Genomic DNA, 16924 nt, shown 5'->3' on the forward strand with positions numbered 1-16924 from the left:
ATCGCGGGCTACGTTGGAGGGTAGGCGCGTTTCCTGCCGACGACGAGGAGCCCGCGATGCCGTTCGCCCGACTTTCCGCAGCGACCACCCCGACCGCCCACATCGGGCTCGGCCTGGCCGCCGTCGGCAGGCCCGGCTACATCAACCTCCACCGCGACCGGGACCTGCCCGGTGACCGCTCGCCCGACGCCCTGCGCGACCGTACGCACGAACTCCTGGACGCCGCCTACGCGCAGGGCGTCCGCTACTTCGACGCGGCCCGCTCCTACGGCCGTGCCGAGGAGTTCCTCGCCGGCTGGCTGGCGGCGCGCCCGGAGGCGGACGACGTCGTCATCGGGAGCAAGTGGGGCTACACCTACACCGCCGACTGGAGCGTCGACGCAGAGGCGCACGAGGTCAAGGACCACTCGCTCGCCGCGTTCGAACGCCAGCGCGCGGAGAGCGCGGCGCTCCTCGGCGACCGGCTCGACCTCTACCAGATCCACTCGGTGACCCCCGACAGCCCGGCGCTCACCGACAAGGAACTGCACGCCCGCCTCGCGGAACTGGCCGCTGGCGGCGTCAGCGTGGGCCTGTCCACCAGCGGCCCCGCCCAGGCCGAGGCGATCCGGGCCGCCCTCGCCGTCACGGTCGACGGCGCGCCCCTCTTCCGCACGGTCCAGGCCACCTACAACGCGCTGGAGACCTCCGCCGGGCCCGCGCTCGCCGAGGCCCATGCCGCCGGGCTCACCGTCATCGTCAAGGAGGGGATGGCCAACGGCCGGCTCGCGGGCACCCAGGCGCCCGCCGTGGTCCGGGAGATCGCCGACGAGGAGGGGCTCGGCAGCGACGCGGTCGCGCTGGCCCTGGTGCTGCACCAGCCGTGGGCCGGGGTCGTGCTCTCCGGCGCGGCCACCGCCGGCCAGCTCTCCGGCAACCTCCACGCGGCCGTCCTCGGTCTCGACGAGGAACGGCGGGCCCGGCTGGACGCCCTGGTGGAGGAGCCGGAGGCGTACTGGCGCCATCGCGCGTCACTCCCGTGGAGCTGACGCCTCAGCCGTCGCCCTCCCGGCCGTCCGCCCAGGCGGCCAGGGCGTCGAAGTCCGTGCGCTCCAGCCCCACGGCGGGGTCGATCCACCGCAGCAGGCTGTCCCCGGCCGGCCGCCGGGCGGCGACCCACTCCCGGTCCCGGTCGGTGATCTCGTCGTCGACCCACGCGAACGGCCGCCCGGCCGTGTACGCGACCACGTACTGGGTCTTCCAGTACGTCCCCTCCGGTGCCGGCCCGTGCATCTGCGGCCAGTCGACGAACGGCAGCCGGGGCAGCCCGATCCGCGGACCGATCCACTCGTTGGCCTCGTCCTTCCAGGTCGTCGCCCAGACCAGCTCGTAGCGCCCGGCCAGGGTCAGGAGCCGCTCGCCGTGCGCGGGGTCGAGCAGGACGGGCAGGGCGGGGCCCGCGGTCCACCCGGTGGGCCGCATGCGGTGGCGGGTGTAGCCCGGCGGGGGTTCGCGGCGGGAGAGCGCCGCGTACGGATTGAGCGGACCGTCGATGTCGGTCAGCAGCAGCGGCTTCATGACGCCATGGTCCCCGCACCCGGCGGCCGGGGCGAGGACATTTCCGGTGAGACAATCATGTCTCAATTGGTTTAGTGTCGTCTCATGACTCTTGATCGTGAGCAGGTGCTGCGCAGTGCCGCCGCCCTGCTGACCCGCAAATCCACCGCCACCATGGACGAGGTCGCCAAGGCGGCCGGCATCGGCCGCGCCACCCTGCACCGGCACTTCTCCGGCCGGGACGCCCTGGTCCGGGCCCTGGAGGAGCTGGGCATCCAGGAGTTCGGCGCGGCCCTCGACGCCGCGGCGATGGACGAGGGCACCTGCGAGGAGGCGCTGCGCCGGTTCGTCGTCGCCGTCGAGCCGAGCGCCGGACTGCTGTCCTTCCTCGTGACCGAGAACCAGCTCTTCGAGGGCGGCGAGCAGAACGCCGGCTGGGACCGGCTCGACGCCCGCGTCGCCGCCTTCTTCCGGCGCGGACAGGAGCGCGGCGAGTTCCGCATCGACCTGACCCCCGCCTGGCTGACCGAGGCCCTCTACGGACTCATCGGCAGCGGTGCCTGGGCCGTTCAGGCGGGCCGGGTGGCCGCACGCGACTTCTCGTACATGATCGCCGAGTTGCTGCTCGGCGGCGCACGCCGGAGCGTGGAGCAATGAGCAGCGTCGAACAGCGCCCGGAGCCCGCCTTCGAGACGCACCGCCCCGGGCGATGGATCGCGCTGGCCGTGCTGGTCCTCGCCGTCCTGCTGGTGGCCGTGGACGCCACCGTGCTCGGCCTCGCGACCCCGTTCCTCAGCGAGGACCTCGAACCCACCGGCACCCAGCTGCTCTGGATCGGTGACGTCTACTCCTTCGTCATCGCCGGACTCCTGGTCTCCATGGGCAGTCTCGGCGACCGCATCGGCCGCAAGAAGCTGCTGCTGTGCGGCGCCACCGCCTTCGGCGCGGTCTCGGTGCTCAACGCCTACGCCCACACGCCCGAGATGATGATCGTGGCGCGGGCCCTGCTCGGCGTCGCCGGCGCCACCCTGATGCCGTCCACCCTCGCCCTCATCCGCAACCTCTTCCACGACCCGCGCGAGCGGAGCCTCGCCATCGGCATCTGGGGCGCGATGGCCTCGGCCGGCGCGGCCGTCGGGCCCGTCGTCGGCGGATTCCTCCTGGAGCACTTCTGGTGGGGCTCGGTCTTCCTGATCAACCTGCCCGTCATGGCGGTGCTGGTGGTCGTCGGGATCAAGATGATCCCCGAGTCGAAGAACCCGGCGCCCGGACCCTGGGACCTGCCGAGCGTGGGGCTCTCCCTGGCCGGCATGTTCGCGGTCGTCTACGCAGTCAAGGAGCTGGCCGCGCACGGCGGCAGCTGGAAGCTCGCGCTCGTGGGCGTCGCCGGGCTGCTGGCGCTCGTCTGGTTCGTACGCCGGCAGTTCCGGCTCCCCGCGCCCCTGCTCGACATGCGTCTCTTCCACCACCGGGGCTTCTCCGGCGCGGTCCTCGCCGACCTGCTGACCATCCTCGGCCTGTCCGGCCTGGTCTTCTTCCTCTCCCAGTTCCTGCAACTGGTCCAGGGGCGCGGGCCGCTGGAGGCGGGACTCGCCGAACTGCCCGCGGCGGTCGGCGCGGTCACCGCGGGCCTGCTGGCCGGCACGGTCGCCCGGCGCTACTCCGTACGGTCGGTGGTGGCCGGCGGGCTCGGCGCGATCGGCGTGGCGCTGGCCGCGGTCGCCGCCGTCCACCGGGACACCGACTACCCGCTGATCGGCGCGCTGCTCCTGATCGTGGGCGTGGGCGCGGGCTTCGCGTTCACCGTGACCTCCGACGTGATCCTCTCCAGCGTCCCCAAGGAGCACGCGGGCTCGGCATCCGCGGTCTCCGAGACGGCGTACGAACTCGGCGCCGCCCTCGGCATCGCCCTGCTCGGCTCCATCGTGACCGGCGCCTACCAGAGCTTCAACGCCCCCGCGGGCACCCCGCCCGCCGTCTCGTCGGCCGCCCACGAGTCGCTCGGCGGCGCCGTGGAGTCCTCGCACCTGCTGCCGGGCCCACAGGCGGCCGAGCTGGTGTCCGCAGCCCAGGACGCCTTCACCGAAGGGCTGCGGCTCGCCGCGGGCGTGGGCGCCGTCGTCCTCCTGGCGACGGCGGCCGTCGCCTGGTTCCTGCTGCGCGGGCAGGAGCTGGAAGAGGGCATCGTGCACGAATAGCGCCCCGGGCCCACCCGTCCGGTCAGCGGCCGGACGGGTGATCCTCAAAGACGAGAGGGCCCGTCCCCCCAGCCGGGGGACGGGCCCTCTCGTACACCGCGCGGATCAGGCCGCCTTCGCCTTCGTGGCGTACATGTCGACGTACTCCTGGCCGGACAGCCGCATCACCTCGGCCATCACCGAGTCCGTCACCGCCCGCAGCACATAGCGGTCGCGGTCCATGCCCTCGTAGCGGGAGAACTCCATCGGCTCGCCGAAGCGCACCGTGACCTTGCCAGGCCGGGGCAGACCCGAGCCGCCCGGCTGGAGCTTGTCCGTGCCGATCATCGCGAAGGGCACCACCGGCGCGCCCGTCATCAGCGTCAGCCGTGCGATGCCCGTACGGCCCCGGTAGAGCCGGCCGTCGGGGGAGCGGGTGCCCTCCGGGTAGATCGCGAAGGCCTTGCCTTCCTCCAGGATCCGGCGGCCCGTCATCAGCGCCGCGACCCCGCCGCGCCCGCCGTCGCGGTCCACCGGGATCATGCCCACGCCCGTGAAGAACCAGGCCATCAGACGGCCCTTGAGCCCCTTGCCCGTGACGTACTCGTCCTTGCCGATGAAGAACACCGGCCGGTCGCAGCAGATCGGCATGATCATCGAGTCGATGAACGTCAGATGGTTGCCCGCCAGGATCACCGGCCCGGTGCCCGGGATGTTCTCGATGCCTTCCATCCGAGGACGGAACATCAGGCGCAGGATCGGTCCGAGCACTGCCTTGATGAGTGCGAGTCGGGACAACGCTTCCTCCGGAATAGTGGCCGGGCCGGCCGGGGCGACGGATTGAGAGGGTCCATGCAGGTGAGGACGATACTCGCGGGTTCTCGCTGATCGCACATCGGGTTCACACGGCGGATACACCGTGTCGACGCGTGTTTGCGTCATGTTCGTCCAGGTGCCGCCGCCACGACCGTACCGCTGCCTACGCTCGATCCTCGCCCGACAGGTGCCGTACATCACATGCGAGGAGCATTCATGACAGAGCGTGCGCAGGCCGCGCCGGGACGACGGACCGTCATCGGAGCGGGGGCGGCGGTGCTCACGACCGCCGCGCTGGGCGTCACCACAACGGCCCAGGCGGCCGAGAGGCCGGGCCACGGCGGCGGACGCCGCCTGGACCTGCCGGTCCCGACGGTCATCGGCCACCGGGGCACCAGCGGCTACCGCCCCGAACACACGCTGGGCTCCTACCAGCTCGCGCTCGACATGGGCGCGCACATCATCGAGCAGGACCTCGTGCCCACCCGGGACGGCCATCTCGTATGCCGTCACGAGAACGACATCACCGCCACCACCGACGTCTCCGAGCACCCCGAGTTCGCGAACCGCAGGACGACGAAGTCCGTCGACGGCGTCTCCCTCACCGGCTGGTTCACCGAGGACTTCACCCTCGCCGAACTGAAGACGCTGCGCGCCAAGGAGCGCATCCCGGCCAACCGCCAGAAGAACACCCTCTACGACGGCCGCTGGGAGATCCCCACCTTCGAGGAGGTCCTGCGCTGGGCCGACCGCGAGGGCCGGCGCCGGTCCAAGCCGGTCTGGCTGTACGTCGAGACCAAGCACCCCACCTACTTCAGGGGCCTCGGCCTCGGCCTGGAGGAGCCGCTCGCCAGGCTGCTGCGCCGCTACAACCGGCACCGGGCGCAGTCGCCGCTGATCCTCCAGTCCTTCGAGCCCGGCAGCATCCGGCGCCTGTCGAAGCTCGTCGCCACCCCGCGCATCGTGCTGCTGTCGGACGCGGGCACGAAGCCCTGGGACTTCGAGGTGTCCGGCGACCCGCGCACCACCGACGACCTGGTGAAGCCGGCCGGCCTGAAGTGGATGGCCTCCTTCGTACAGGGCATCGGCCCCACCCTGGACCTGATCATCCCCAAGGACGCGTCGGGCCGGCTCGGCACACCGACCACCCTGGTCCGCGACGCCCACGCGCAGGGCCTCATCCTGCACCCGTACACCATGCGCAACGAGAACACCTTCCTGCCCGCCGACTTCCGGCGCGGTACGGACCCCAACGCGTACGGCGACGCGTTCGGCGCCTTCGCCACGTACTTCGCGACCGGGATCGACGGGATCTTCTCCGACAACCCGGACACGGCGCTGCTCGCGGCGGCGGACTTCACCGCGAAGTAGCCCACGGCCGGCGGTCAGGTGACCGGACCCGGCGTCAGCACCCCGCCGACCGGCGCGGGATGGCGCGACGCCGCGCCCGCCCGCCTGCCCGTCGGCCGCGCCCAGCGGTCCCGGCCACCGGTGAATCGCAGGGGAGTTGGGTATGTCACAGGGGAGTTTGGGCCCCATGCGTTCCCGATGCCTTGGATGTCTGCGCAGAATGCTCACGGCGGAGGTTGTAGCTCCTGAACTGCGGGGAAAGGAGCGGTAGACAACCGGCGGATCAGGTGAGCGGGAGGCATGCGCACATGGGCATGAGCGTGATCATCTCGGCGGCGGACGCGCAGGACGCCGAAGAGATTCTGAAGCTTCAGTACCTCTGTTTCCAGAGCGAGGCGGAGCTGTACGGGAATTACCGCATCGACCCGCTCGTCCAGACCCTCGACTCGGTGCGCGCCGAGATCGCGGAGAACCTGGTGTACGTGGCGCGGCTCGGCGACGAGGTCGTCGGCTCGGTGCGCGGCTCGACGGACCCGGAGGGGACGGGCCAGATCGGCAGGCTCTGCGTCCACCCCCGGCTGCGCGGCCACGGCCTCGGCGCCCGGCTGCTGCGGGCGGCGGAAGCGGGCCTCGCCGACGAGCGCGCGGCCACCCGCTTCCGGCTGCACACCGGCCACCGCAGCGAGAGCAACCTGCGGCTCTACCAGCGTGCGGGATACGCCGCCGTCGGCAACACCACCGGCGAGGACGGGGTCATGATGATCCTGCTGGAGAAGGAAGCGCAGGCACCGGCCGCCTACGTGGCCAGCGCTTAGGTCCTGTCCGTACGGCTGCCGCGCCCCGCCGTCACACGGTCCGGGCGCGGCGCAGCCACATCATCCCGGTGACCGGGAGGATCACCGGGATGAACAGGTAGTCCCGGCCGCAGTACGACCAGACGGTGGCGTCGGCGAACGCGGACGGCTCCACCAGGGTCCACGTCCCCACGATCAGCACCCCGGCCAGCTCGGCGGCGCAGCACACCAGCGCCGTGCGGCGCGCCCGCTCGCCGCCACGCACCAGCGAGTACGTGATGAAGCCGTAGACGGCCGCGGCGACGGCCGAGAGCAGATAGGCCAGCGGCGCACGGCCGAAGTCCAGGATCATCTGGACGATCGAGCGGGACGCCGCCGCCACGGTGAACACGCCGTAGAACCAGACCAGGACGCGGCCCGGCCCGGTGCCGAGGTCGAAGGGCCGCTTCTCGCCCTCGTCCGTCGCCGGGGTGCGGTCGGTTTCGGTGTCGGTCACGGTCAGCTTCCCCAGATGTCGTAGAGCCGTACTTCGAGGACGGCCAGGACGACCGCGCCCGCCGCCACCGTCACCGAACCCCACCGGGTCCGCTCGCTCAGCGACAGGAACCCCGCCGCCGGCACGGCCAGGAAGGCCCCGGCCAGATACGCGATGAAGATGGTCATGCCCTGCTCCGGCCGCTCGCCGCGGGCCAGCTGCACGATCCCCACCACCAGCTGCGCCAGGGCGAGGAGCGAGACCACGGCCATGCCCATGAAGTGCCAGTCCTTGGTGGGCTGGTCCCGGTAGGCGGCGAATCCGCACCAGGCGGCGAGGGCGAGGGCGGCCACGCCGACCGCGATCGTCAGGGCGTCAAGCATGAGCCGAGGGTATTACGGGGCGCCCGGCCCGCCGCGTGCGCCCCCGCGCCCGGAGACTCCGGCCGCCCCTGCCCGGCCCGGCGGACGGCGGCGGGCGGGCGCTCCGGCCGGTGACCGTGGCCTTGGCCACAGCGGCCGGAGGCCCCGGCCCGCGGGGGAGCGGGCCGACGGACCAGCTGTCGGCCATATCGCCGCAGGTCAGAGCGGTGTGGCCGGGGAAATCCGCACCGCACGGACGGCCGCTCGCACACCATCCACGGCTGTCCGCTATCCGGACACCCCGCCCTGGCGGAACGTTACGTCTGTTTTACTTGGGCCCATGACCACGACGAGCAGCCGCATCCTTGCGACCGAGGCGATCACGACGCCCGGTGCTCGTTGTATGGGTCGAATGCGCGCCTTCTGAGGGCCCACGACCGAGCCTCGCGCCCCGAAGCGAGACCCGCCCCAGGCCGTCCGCACCCAGCGGAACGAGCCCGCACGGGCACCCCGGCCCGCGGCCACCACCGCGCCCGGCCGCCCCGGGAACCCGCTCGGAACGTCCGATCGACATGTCCGGATCAGTCCCCCCGGACGAATGCCCCGTGCCCGGCGGACACCGCGCCGCGCACTCGACAGTGACGGAAAACCCTGTGATCACCACGACGGGCCTCACCAAGGTCTACCGGTCGCGCGACCGCGAGGTCACCGCCCTGGACGGCGTCGACCTGCACGTCCGCGAGGGCGAGGTGTACGGCGTCATCGGCAGGAGCGGCGCCGGCAAGTCCTCCCTCATCCGCTGCGTCAACCTCCTGGAGCGCCCCACCTCCGGCACCGTGACCGTGGCCGGCCAGGACCTCACCGCCCTCGCGGGCCGGGGCCGCCGCGCCGGCAAGGAACTGCGCGAGGCGCGCAGCCGCATCGGGATGGTCTTCCAGCACTTCAACCTGCTGGCGTCGCGCACCGTCCAGCGCAACGTCGAACTCCCGCTGGAGATCCTCGGCGTCACCGGCCGCGAACGGTCCCGCAAGGCACTCGAACTCCTCGACCTGGTCGGCCTCGCCGACAAGGCCAAGTCCTACCCGGGCCAGCTCTCCGGCGGCCAGAAACAGCGCGTCGGCATCGCCCGCGCACTCGCCGGCGACCCCAAGGTGCTCCTCTCCGACGAGGCGACCTCCGCCCTGGACCCCGAGACCACCCGCTCCATCCTCCAACTGCTGCGCGACCTCAACCAGCAGCTCGGCCTCACCGTCCTGCTCATCACGCACGAGATGGACGTCGTCAAGACGATCTGCGACTCCGCCGCGCTGATGCGCAGGGGCCGCGTCGTCGAGTCCGGCACCGTCGGCGATCTGCTCGCCACCCCCGGCTCCGAACTGGCCCACGAGCTGTTCCCCGTCGGCGGCGCCGCCTCCGGACCCGACCGCACGGTGGTCGACGTCACCTTCCACGGCGACGCCGCCGCCCGCCCGGTGATCTCGCAGCTCTCCCGCACGTACAACATCGACATCTCGATCCTGGGCGCCGCGATGGACACTGTCGGCGGCAGGCAGATCGGCCGCATGCGCATCGAGCTGCCCGGACGGTTCGAGGAGAACGTCGTCCCGATCGGCTTCCTGCGCGAGCAGGGTCTCCGGGCCGAGCCGGTCGACGAACCCGGGACCGCACCCGTACCCGCCCCCGCACCGCTCACCGAGGAGGTGGCGAAGTGACCTGGTCCGAAATGCAGCCGCTGCTCACCCAGGGCACCGTCGACACCCTCTACATGGTGCTGTGGTCGGCCGTCGTCACCGTCCTGGCCGGACTGCCGCTCGGCGTCCTGCTGGTCCTCACCGACAAGGGCGGACTCCTCCGGAACACCCCGGTGAACAAGATCGTCGGCGTGATCGTGAACATCGGGCGCTCACTGCCCTTCATCATCCTGCTGATCGCCCTGATCCCGTTCACCACCTGGGTCGTCGGCACCTTCATCGGGCCCACCGCGATGATCGTGCCGCTCGCCGTGGGCGCCATCCCGTTCTTCGCCCGGCTGGTCGAGACGGCCGTGCGCGAGGTCGACCACGGGCTCGTGGAAGCCGTCCAGTCCATGGGCGGCTCCATCCCGACGATCGTCCGCAAGGTCCTGCTCCCGCAGGCCCTGCCGTCCCTGGTCTCCGGCATCACCACCACCGTCATCGTGCTCATCGGCTACTCCGCGATGGCCGGCGCGGTCGGCGGCGAGGGGCTCGGCTCCAAGGCCGTCACCTACGGATTCCAGCGCTTCGACAACCGGTTCATGCTCATCACCGTCGCGCTGCTGATCGTCATCGTGACCCTGGTCCAGCTGATCGGTGACATCGCCGTCCGCCTGCTGGCCCGCCGCGGCCGCACCACCTGAGACCTCCCGTCCCCCCGAGCCCGCACTCCTTGTCCGGGCGCACCACCATCACCACCTGAAAGAGGCACTTTTCGTGCGTAACACCATCAAGTACACCGCTGCCACCGCCGCCACCGCCGCCCTCGCATTCGGCCTCACCGCCTGCGGCACGGACTCCGACCCGGCGCCCAAGAGCGGCAACGCCGCCGACAGCTCCAAGGCCCTCGTCGTCGCCGCGTCCCCGACGCCGCACGCCGACATCCTCGGCTTCGTCAAGAAGAACCTCGCCGAGCAGGCCGGCCTCAAGCTGGAGGTCAAGGAGTTCACGGACTACGTCCTGCCGAACACCGCCACCGAGACCGGCCAGGTCGACGCCAACTTCTTCCAGCACCAGCCCTACCTGGACGACTTCAACCAGAAGAACGACACCCACCTGGTCTCCGTCGGCACCGTCCACCTGGAGCCCCTCGGCCTCTACTCCAAGAAGGTCAAGGGCCTCGACGGCATCAAGTCCGGCCAGACCATCGCCGTCCCCAACGACACCACCAACGAGGGCCGCGCCCTCCAGCTGCTCGCCGAGAACGGCCTCATCACCCTCAAGGACGGCGTCGGCACCAGCGCCAAGCTGAGCGACATCACCGACAAGAAGGGCCTGAAGTTCAAGGAGCTGGAGGCCGCCACGGTGCCGCGCGCCCTGAACGACGTGGACGCCGCCGTCATCAACGGCAACTACGCCATCGAGGCCAAGCTCAAGCCGGCCGACGACGCCCTCGTCCTGGAGAAGGCCGACGGCAACCCGTACGCCAACATCATCGCCGTGAAGAAGGGCAACGAGAAGGACGCCCGCGTCCAGAAGCTCGTGAAGCTCCTCCACTCCGACGAGGTCAAGAAGTTCATCGAGGACAGCTACGAGGGCTCGGTCATCCCGGCCTTCGGCGACGCCAAGTCCTGACCCCCGCACGGCACTTGCCCGACGAGCCCCGCACACCCCGCCCGGGAGGTGCGGGGCTCCGCCGTACCGACCCGGCCATGCGCCCCCTCCCCGTGATGCTGCATGCTGTGCATTTACACGGTCTTCGGCATGGAGCTGCGCATGACTTCCACCTTCCCGGACATCTCCATCAGCACGGACCGGTTGGTGCTGCGCCCGTTCGACATGGCGGACATCCCCGCGTACATCGAGATGATGAACGACGAACTCGTCACGGCCTGGACCGACGCACCCCATCCCTACGCCCAGGTGGACGCCGAGCGATGGGTGCGCAGGATCGCTCCCGCACACCGCACCAAGGGCGACGGAATCGCCCTGGCCGTCACCGAGTTCCTCACCCAGCGTCTCGTCGGCGCGGTACGGCTGCACCACACCGACTGGCGCACCCTGGCCACCGAGGCCGACTACATCACCGCCCCCTGGGCCCGGGGCGAGGGATACGCCACCGAAGCCATGCTCGCCCTCGCCCAGTGGCTCTTCCGCGACCAGGGCTTCGAGCGCATCGAACTGCGCACCGCCGCCGACAACACCGCCTCCCAGCAGGTCGCGCAGAAACTCGGCTGCATCAGCGAGGGCGTCCTGCGCAACGCCCGCATAGCGCGCTCACAGACCGAGGACGGGGGATGGACCGACATCAGGACCGACCTGATCGTCTGGGGCCTGCTGCCCGAGGACCTCGAAGGCGTCGCCGAACAGCTCGCCGACGCCGGCGGATACGGCACGTACAACGACTGGAAATGACCGGCCCCGGGGCTCCGGCGGGGACCGGGTAACCTCGCCCTGCCTGCCTCCGGGCAACCCGCCCCCGCCTGCGACGACTCCAGGAGAATGACACCAAGATGGCCGACCGGGTCACAGTGATCGGCTGGGACGGCTCCCCGCTGACCAGCGCGGCCGCCGCCGCACTCTCGGCCGCCACCCTGGTGGCCGGCGCGGCCCACCACCTCGCGCTGCCGGAAGTGCCCCGGGACGCGGAACGCATCCGCCTCGGCTCCGTCGACCTCGCCGCCCGCCGGATCGCAGGCCACCGCGGCAGCGCCGTCGTCCTCGCCGACGGCGACCCCGGCTTCTTCGGCGTCGTCCGCACCCTGCGCGCCCCCGAACACGGCCTGGAGGTCGAGGTGGTCCCCGCCGTCTCCTCCGTCGCCACCGCCTTCGCCCGCGCCGGCATGCCCTGGGAGGACGCCCAGACGGTCGTCGCCCATCCCCGCACCCTGCGCCGCGCCGTGAACGTCTGCCGCGCCCACCACAAGGTCGCCGTCCTCACCTCGCCCGGAGCGGGCCCCGCCGAGCTCGCCCTGCTCCTCGAAGGCGTCCACCGCACCTTCGTCATCTGCGAGGAGCTGGGCACCGACCGCGAACAGGTCACCGTCGTCACCTCCGACACGGCCGCCGACCACGTCTGGCGCGACCCCAACGTCGTCATCGTCATCGGCGGCGGCCCCGAGCAGCAGGCCGACGGCGCCTGGATCGCCGGCCGCCACCCCGCCTACCCCCGGGGCGTACGCGGCTGGGCCCTGCCCGCCGACGCCTACCGGGACACCGGCCCCCGCCCGGCGGGGGAGAGCGGCGAGGGCGACGGCCCGGTCCTGCGCGCCGCCCAGCTCGCCCACCTCGGCCCCCGTACCGGCGACCTGCTCTGGGACATCGGCTCCGGCTCCGGTGCCCTGGCCGTGGAGGCGGCCCGGTTCGGCGCCGCGGTCCTGGCCGTGGACAGCGCCCCCGCCGCCTGCGCCCGTACCGCGGCGGCCGCCCGCGCCTTCGGCGTCCAGCTCCAGGTGGTCGAGGGCCGCGCCCCGCACGTCCTGGAACGGCTGCCCGAACCCGACGTCGTACGCATCGGAGGCGGCGGGGCCCCCGTCGTCACCGCCGTGGCCGACCGCCGCCCGGAACGGATCGTCACCCACGCCTCGACCCGCGACGAGGCCGAGGCACTGGGCGCCGCCCTGACCGGGAACGGCTACACGGTCGACTGCTCGCTCCTCCAGTCCGTCGAACTCGACACGACCGCGTGGTCGGAGCGCGAACGCACGGTCGTGTTTCTGCTCTCCGCACTGCGTTCGGACCTCGCCCCCTGACCCGTCCGCACACGGTGCGGGGTAGGCTGGCCGATCGTCGCACCGCTCCGGGATGTTCGTCGCTTCGTTCGTCAATGTCCGGAAAAGGGGACCGTTTTGGTCCGCACTGTGGTACGGCAGAACCCTGGGACGCGCAACGTGGCGCAGTCCACAGCGAGCCGTGGCGAAATGAGCTGCCGCGGCAACGAACGACCGCGAGAATGCAGGATGTCCGCGACCGATTCGTGCCGCGCGGCGCGCCCGCTCGTTCCATTGGACGAGCACCGGCGTGCCGTGTTCGGGCGTCCCGGGCGAAGGGCCGAAGGAGCACTGACGATGGGCGAGGGGAACGCATGAGTGACACCGGCCGGATCCCGGGCGAGGGACTGCCGGAGAACGCGGGCATGGTGGAGCAGCCGGGAGCCCCCGCCCCCGACTCCTACACCTACCTCGAACCCTCCGCGCACACGCCCGAGGACGACGACCTGCTGCTGATGCCGAGCGCGCAGGGCGCCTGGGGCGAGCCCCAGCCGGCCCCGGCCCCCGGCCACTTCGCCGACGGTACGGCCGTACCGGACGCGTATCAGCAGGCGCAGGTCCCGCAGCCGCACGCCCAGGGTCCCGTACAGCTCCAGGAGCAGGTCCCGGTCCAGGTCCCGGAGTACGCGATGCAGCAGGCGGCCGCCGAGCCGCTGCCGCAGACCGGCCGGGGCGCCCACGAGACCGGAGGCCGCGACTCCGGCTCCGTCGACCTCGGCGGCGTACGCATTCCCGCGCCGACCCCCGCCGCCCCGCAGCCCCAGGCCCCGGCGCGCCGCCCGCTGCACCGCGGCCCGGCCTCGCCCGAGCCGTCCTACGGCGGTACGTCGGGTGCCGGCGTGGTCCGCTCGCTCGCCGACCGCGGTCCGGCCGGAGCCCCCCAGGCCCAGACCCAGGCCCCCGCCCCTTCCGCCGCCCGCCACGCGGGCCCGGCGACCGCCGAACCCGAGTACTTCGAGCCCCCGCTCCCGGGCCCCCAGCTCGGCGAGATCCCCCCGCAGGACGGGTACCAGTGGACGGCCCAGCCGACCGCCCCGGAGCCCGTGGCCCAGGCCCCCGCAGCAGAAACGGTCGTCCCGGAGCCGGTCGCGGAGGCAGCCGTTCCGGTGGCCGTACCCGTGGACCAGCCGGTCGTCGTGGCCGAGGCACCGGTGGCCGACGAGGCGGTGCGGGCGGAGGTGGAGCCGGCCCCCGTGGACGGTTACGTGCCGGTGGCCGAGCAGTCGGCCGAGCAGTCGATACAGCCCGAGGCGACGGCCCCGGTCACCGAGCCCGCGCCGGTCGTCGAGCCCGCGCCGGCCGTCGAGCCCGCCCCGGTCGTCGAGCCCGCGCCGGCCGTCGAGCCCGCACCCGTCCTCGTGTCCGCACCCGTGGAGCCGGAGCCCGAGCAGGGGCCCGAGGTCATCGAGACCCCGGACCTGAGCGGCGAGGCGGAGCCTGTGGGGCAGGGGACGCCGGAGCCGGTCCAGGAGCCCGTACAGCCGGACCAGACGGCCGGAGCCCCGGGCGTCGAGGCGCCTCAGGCCGCTGAGACCGCTGCGGCCGCTGAGATCCCTGCGGTCCCTGCCGTCCCGGAGGTTCCTGCGGTCCCCGAGGCCCCCGCGACGGCGGAGGTTGCCGCTGCACCGGAGGCCGCAGTGCTGGCGGAGGCCTCTCAGACCGCTGGGCCTGCGGAGGCCACGGCGTTGCCCGTGCCTCCGGCAGCCTCCGAGATCCCGGAGACCGCAGAGACTGCGGCGACTGCAGAAACCGCCGAGGCCACAGAGCCCACCGAGTCGACCGAGCCCACCGAGTCCCCTGAGGCCGTGATCGCTGCCGAGCCGGCCGAGGTTCCGCTGCCCGCTGAGGTCCCCGCAGAGGTTCCCGCGGTGGCCGAGGCGACCGTCGCGAAGCCCCCGGAGGCCGCGGAGGCCCCGGAAGCACCCCGCACCGACGAGGAGACCGGGCCCGAGTCCGCACAGGCAGAGGTACAGGCCCCCGCCCCGGCACCCGAGGCCGAACCCGGGCCGAAGCCCGAGGGGGAGGCGCCGGAGGAGGTACCCGCCGTCTCGCCACCCGCTCCGGGGTACGACGACGCCGAGCGGGAGGCCGTTCTGCGGGTCATGCGGGAGCGCCGCGACATCCGTAACGGCTTCCGCAGCGACCCCGTCCCGCACGAGGTGCTGCTGCGCGTCCTGGAAGCGGCGCACACCGCGCCCAGCGTGGGGCACTCGCAGCCGTGGGACTTCGTCGTCATCCGGTCGGCCGAGACGCGCCGCTCGATGCACGAGCTGGCACAGCAGCAGCGGGAGGCCTACGCCAAGTCGCTGCCGAAGGCGCGGGCGAAGCAGTTCAAGGAACTGAAGATCGAGGCGATCCTCGACACACCGGTCAACATCGTGGTCACCGCGGACCCGACGCGGGGCGGCCGCCACACGCTGGGCCGGCACACGCAGCCGCAGATGGCCCCGTACTCATCGGCGCTGGCCGTGGAGAACCTGTGGCTGGCGGCACGCGCCGAAGGCCTCGGGGTCGGCTGGGTGAGCTTCTTCGACGAGCGCGAGATGGTGCGGGCGCTGGGGCTGCCGGAGCACCTGGAGGTCGTGGCGTACCTGTGCGTGGGGTACGTGGACGAGTTCCCGGAGGACCCCGAGCTGATGCAGGCGGGCTGGTCGAAGAGGCGTCCGCTGTCGTGGGTGGTGCACGAGGAGACGTACGGCCGCCGCGCCCTGCCCGGCGAGGCTCCGCACGACCTGTTGCAGGAGACGATCTCCAACATCCGGCCCCTGGACGCCAAGGCGCTGGGCGAGGCGTGGGAGCGCCAGAAGCGGATGACCAAGCCGGCCGGTGCGCTGGGCATGCTGGAGATCATCTCGGCGCAGCTCGCCGGACTGTCCCGGATGTGCCCGCCGCCGATCCCCGAACCCGCGGCCGTCGCGGTCTTCGCGGGTGACCACGGGGTGCACGCGCAGGGCGTCACGGCGTGGCCGCAGGAGGTCACGGGCCAGATGATCGCCAACATGCTCGGCGGCGGCGCGGTCTGCAACGCGTTCGCCGCGCAGGTGGGCGCCGAGGTGTGCGTGGTCGACGTCGGAGCGGTCGCGGAGCTGCCCGCGACGCCGGGTCTGCTGCCGCGCAAGGTGCGAGCCGGCACGGCGGACTTCACTGCGGGTCCCGCGCTCACCCGCGAGGAGGTCCACGCGGCGATCGAGGTGGGCATCGAGACGGCACGCGATCTGGTCGCGGCGGGCAACAAGGCCCTCCTGACCGGTGAGATGGGCATCGCCAACACGACGGCGTCGGCGGCACTGATCTGCGTGTACACGGGGATGGACCCGGTCGAGGTGACGGGCCGGGGCACGGGCATCAACGACGAGATGCACGCGCGCAAGATCGACGTGGTGCGCCGCGCCCTCGAACTGCACCAGCCGGACCCGGCGGACCCGATCGGTGTGCTGGCGGCCGTGGGCGGCCTGGAGCACGCGGCGATGGCCGGATTCCTCCTGGGCGGGGCGTCGCTCCGTACGCCGGTGATCCTCGACGGCGTGAGCGCGGGAGCGGCCGCCCTGGTGGCCCGTGCGATCGCCCCGGAGGCCCTGGCGGCATGCATCGCGGGCCACCGCAGCGCCGAGCCCGGCCACGTGGCCGCCCTCAACAAGCTGGGCCTGCGCCCCCTGGTCGACCTCGACCTCCGCCTGGGCGAGGGAACGGGCGCCCTGCTGGCCCTCCCGATCGTGCAGAGCGCGGCGCGCGCGATGCATGAGGTGGCGACGTTCGACTCGGCGGGCGTGACGGAGAAGTAGCCGACGTCCGCGCGGGCTCGGGGGCGTTGGCCCCCGAGCCCGGGGAAACCCAGCCGCTCCGGCGGAGCGGGGCCCGGGGCCGAGCCCGAAACCTCAGCCCCTCCGGCGCTTGAGGAGCGGGGCCCGGGGTCGAGCCCCGGTTCCGGGAAGGGGCGGGTAGGGGAACAGGCCCGCCGCAGGCGCCCCCAC

The 16924-nt window shown here is 72.5% G+C and carries 15 protein-coding genes and 1 pseudogene; 12 read left to right on the forward strand and 4 right to left on the reverse strand.

Annotated elements, in window-relative coordinates:
* The first annotated feature begins 56 nt into the window (after positions 1-56).
* Positions 57-1028 carry an aldo/keto reductase gene (locus B082_RS0133910; protein ID WP_018556223.1) on the forward strand — a complete coding sequence of 324 codons (972 nt, stop codon included), beginning with the start codon at positions 57-59 and terminating at the stop codon, positions 1026-1028.
* 4 nt (positions 1029-1032) lie between these two features.
* On the opposite strand, the gene B082_RS0133915 is transcribed toward B082_RS0133910, so the two are convergent.
* Positions 1033-1557: a hypothetical protein gene (locus tag B082_RS0133915; protein ID WP_018556224.1), complete on the reverse strand. Its 525-nt coding sequence runs from the start codon at positions 1555-1557 to the stop codon at positions 1033-1035.
* 84 nt (positions 1558-1641) lie between these two features.
* On the opposite strand from B082_RS0133915, the gene B082_RS0133920 reads away from it, so the two are divergent.
* Both B082_RS0133920 and B082_RS0133925 read left to right on the forward strand, forming a co-directional pair.
* On the forward strand, positions 1642-2193 hold the full coding sequence (locus B082_RS0133920; protein ID WP_026250467.1) for a TetR/AcrR family transcriptional regulator: 552 nt from the start codon (positions 1642-1644) through the stop codon (positions 2191-2193).
* Positions 2190-3734: an MFS transporter gene (locus tag B082_RS0133925; RefSeq protein WP_018556226.1), complete on the forward strand. Its 1545-nt coding sequence runs from the start codon at positions 2190-2192 to the stop codon at positions 3732-3734. The genes B082_RS0133920 and B082_RS0133925 overlap by 4 nt, the downstream gene beginning before the upstream one ends.
* 105 nt (positions 3735-3839) lie before the next feature.
* On the opposite strand, the gene B082_RS0133930 is transcribed toward B082_RS0133925, so the two are convergent.
* Positions 3840-4511, reverse strand: coding sequence for a lysophospholipid acyltransferase family protein (locus B082_RS0133930; protein WP_026250468.1), 672 nt, complete (start codon positions 4509-4511; stop codon positions 3840-3842).
* Between the two features lie 234 nt (positions 4512-4745).
* Here B082_RS0133930 and B082_RS0133935 point away from each other — a divergent pair, with 234 nt between their 5' ends.
* The 3 genes and pseudogenes from B082_RS0133935 (at position 4746) to B082_RS0133940 (ending at position 6694) form a co-directional block, all read left to right on the forward strand.
* Entirely contained in the window at positions 4746-5900 is a 1155-nt protein-coding gene (locus B082_RS0133935) for a glycerophosphodiester phosphodiesterase (RefSeq protein WP_018556228.1), read from the forward strand.
* A 124-nt stretch (positions 5901-6024) separates the two neighbouring features.
* A pseudogene (locus B082_RS40175) lies at positions 6025-6150 on the forward strand (sigma-70 family RNA polymerase sigma factor); the annotation flags it as partial.
* A gap of 37 nt (positions 6151-6187) precedes the next feature.
* Positions 6188-6694, forward strand: coding sequence for a GNAT family N-acetyltransferase (locus B082_RS0133940; protein WP_018556229.1), 507 nt, complete (start codon positions 6188-6190; stop codon positions 6692-6694).
* 31 nt (positions 6695-6725) lie between these two features.
* On the opposite strand, the gene B082_RS0133945 is transcribed toward B082_RS0133940, so the two are convergent.
* On the reverse strand, positions 6726-7169 hold the full coding sequence (locus B082_RS0133945) for a hypothetical protein (protein WP_018556230.1): 444 nt from the start codon (positions 7167-7169) through the stop codon (positions 6726-6728).
* A 2-nt stretch (positions 7170-7171) separates the two neighbouring features.
* Positions 7172-7531 carry a hypothetical protein gene (locus B082_RS0133950; RefSeq protein WP_018556231.1) on the reverse strand — a complete coding sequence of 120 codons (360 nt, stop codon included), beginning with the start codon at positions 7529-7531 and terminating at the stop codon, positions 7172-7174.
* A gap of 632 nt (positions 7532-8163) precedes the next feature.
* Between B082_RS0133950 and B082_RS0133955 the strand changes: the two genes are divergently transcribed.
* The 6 genes from B082_RS0133955 to cobT all read left to right on the forward strand — a co-directional run bounded on the left by B082_RS0133955 (position 8164) and on the right by cobT (position 16735).
* Entirely contained in the window at positions 8164-9222 is a 1059-nt protein-coding gene (locus B082_RS0133955; RefSeq protein ID WP_018556232.1) for a methionine ABC transporter ATP-binding protein, read from the forward strand.
* Positions 9219-9887: a methionine ABC transporter permease gene (locus B082_RS0133960; RefSeq protein WP_018556233.1), complete on the forward strand. Its 669-nt coding sequence runs from the start codon at positions 9219-9221 to the stop codon at positions 9885-9887. Before B082_RS0133955 ends, B082_RS0133960 begins: the two co-directional genes overlap by 4 nt.
* A 73-nt stretch (positions 9888-9960) precedes the next feature.
* Positions 9961-10818, forward strand: a complete 858-nt coding sequence (locus B082_RS0133965; RefSeq protein ID WP_018556234.1) for a MetQ/NlpA family ABC transporter substrate-binding protein — start codon at positions 9961-9963, stop codon at positions 10816-10818.
* A gap of 102 nt (positions 10819-10920) precedes the next feature.
* Positions 10921-11598, forward strand: coding sequence for a GNAT family N-acetyltransferase (locus B082_RS0133970; RefSeq protein WP_018556235.1), 678 nt, complete (start codon positions 10921-10923; stop codon positions 11596-11598).
* A gap of 98 nt (positions 11599-11696) precedes the next feature.
* Positions 11697-12935: a precorrin-6y C5,15-methyltransferase (decarboxylating) subunit CbiE gene (gene cbiE / locus B082_RS0133975; protein ID WP_018556236.1), complete on the forward strand. Its 1239-nt coding sequence runs from the start codon at positions 11697-11699 to the stop codon at positions 12933-12935.
* A gap of 332 nt (positions 12936-13267) precedes the next feature.
* Entirely contained in the window at positions 13268-16735 is a 3468-nt protein-coding gene (cobT, locus tag B082_RS0133980; protein WP_018556238.1) for a nicotinate-nucleotide--dimethylbenzimidazole phosphoribosyltransferase, read from the forward strand.
* The last annotated feature ends 189 nt before the right edge of the window (positions 16736-16924 follow it).

Source organism: Streptomyces sp. ATexAB-D23 (assembly GCF_000373645.1).
Lineage (GTDB): Bacteria > Actinomycetota > Actinomycetes > Streptomycetales > Streptomycetaceae > Streptomyces > Streptomyces castrisilvae.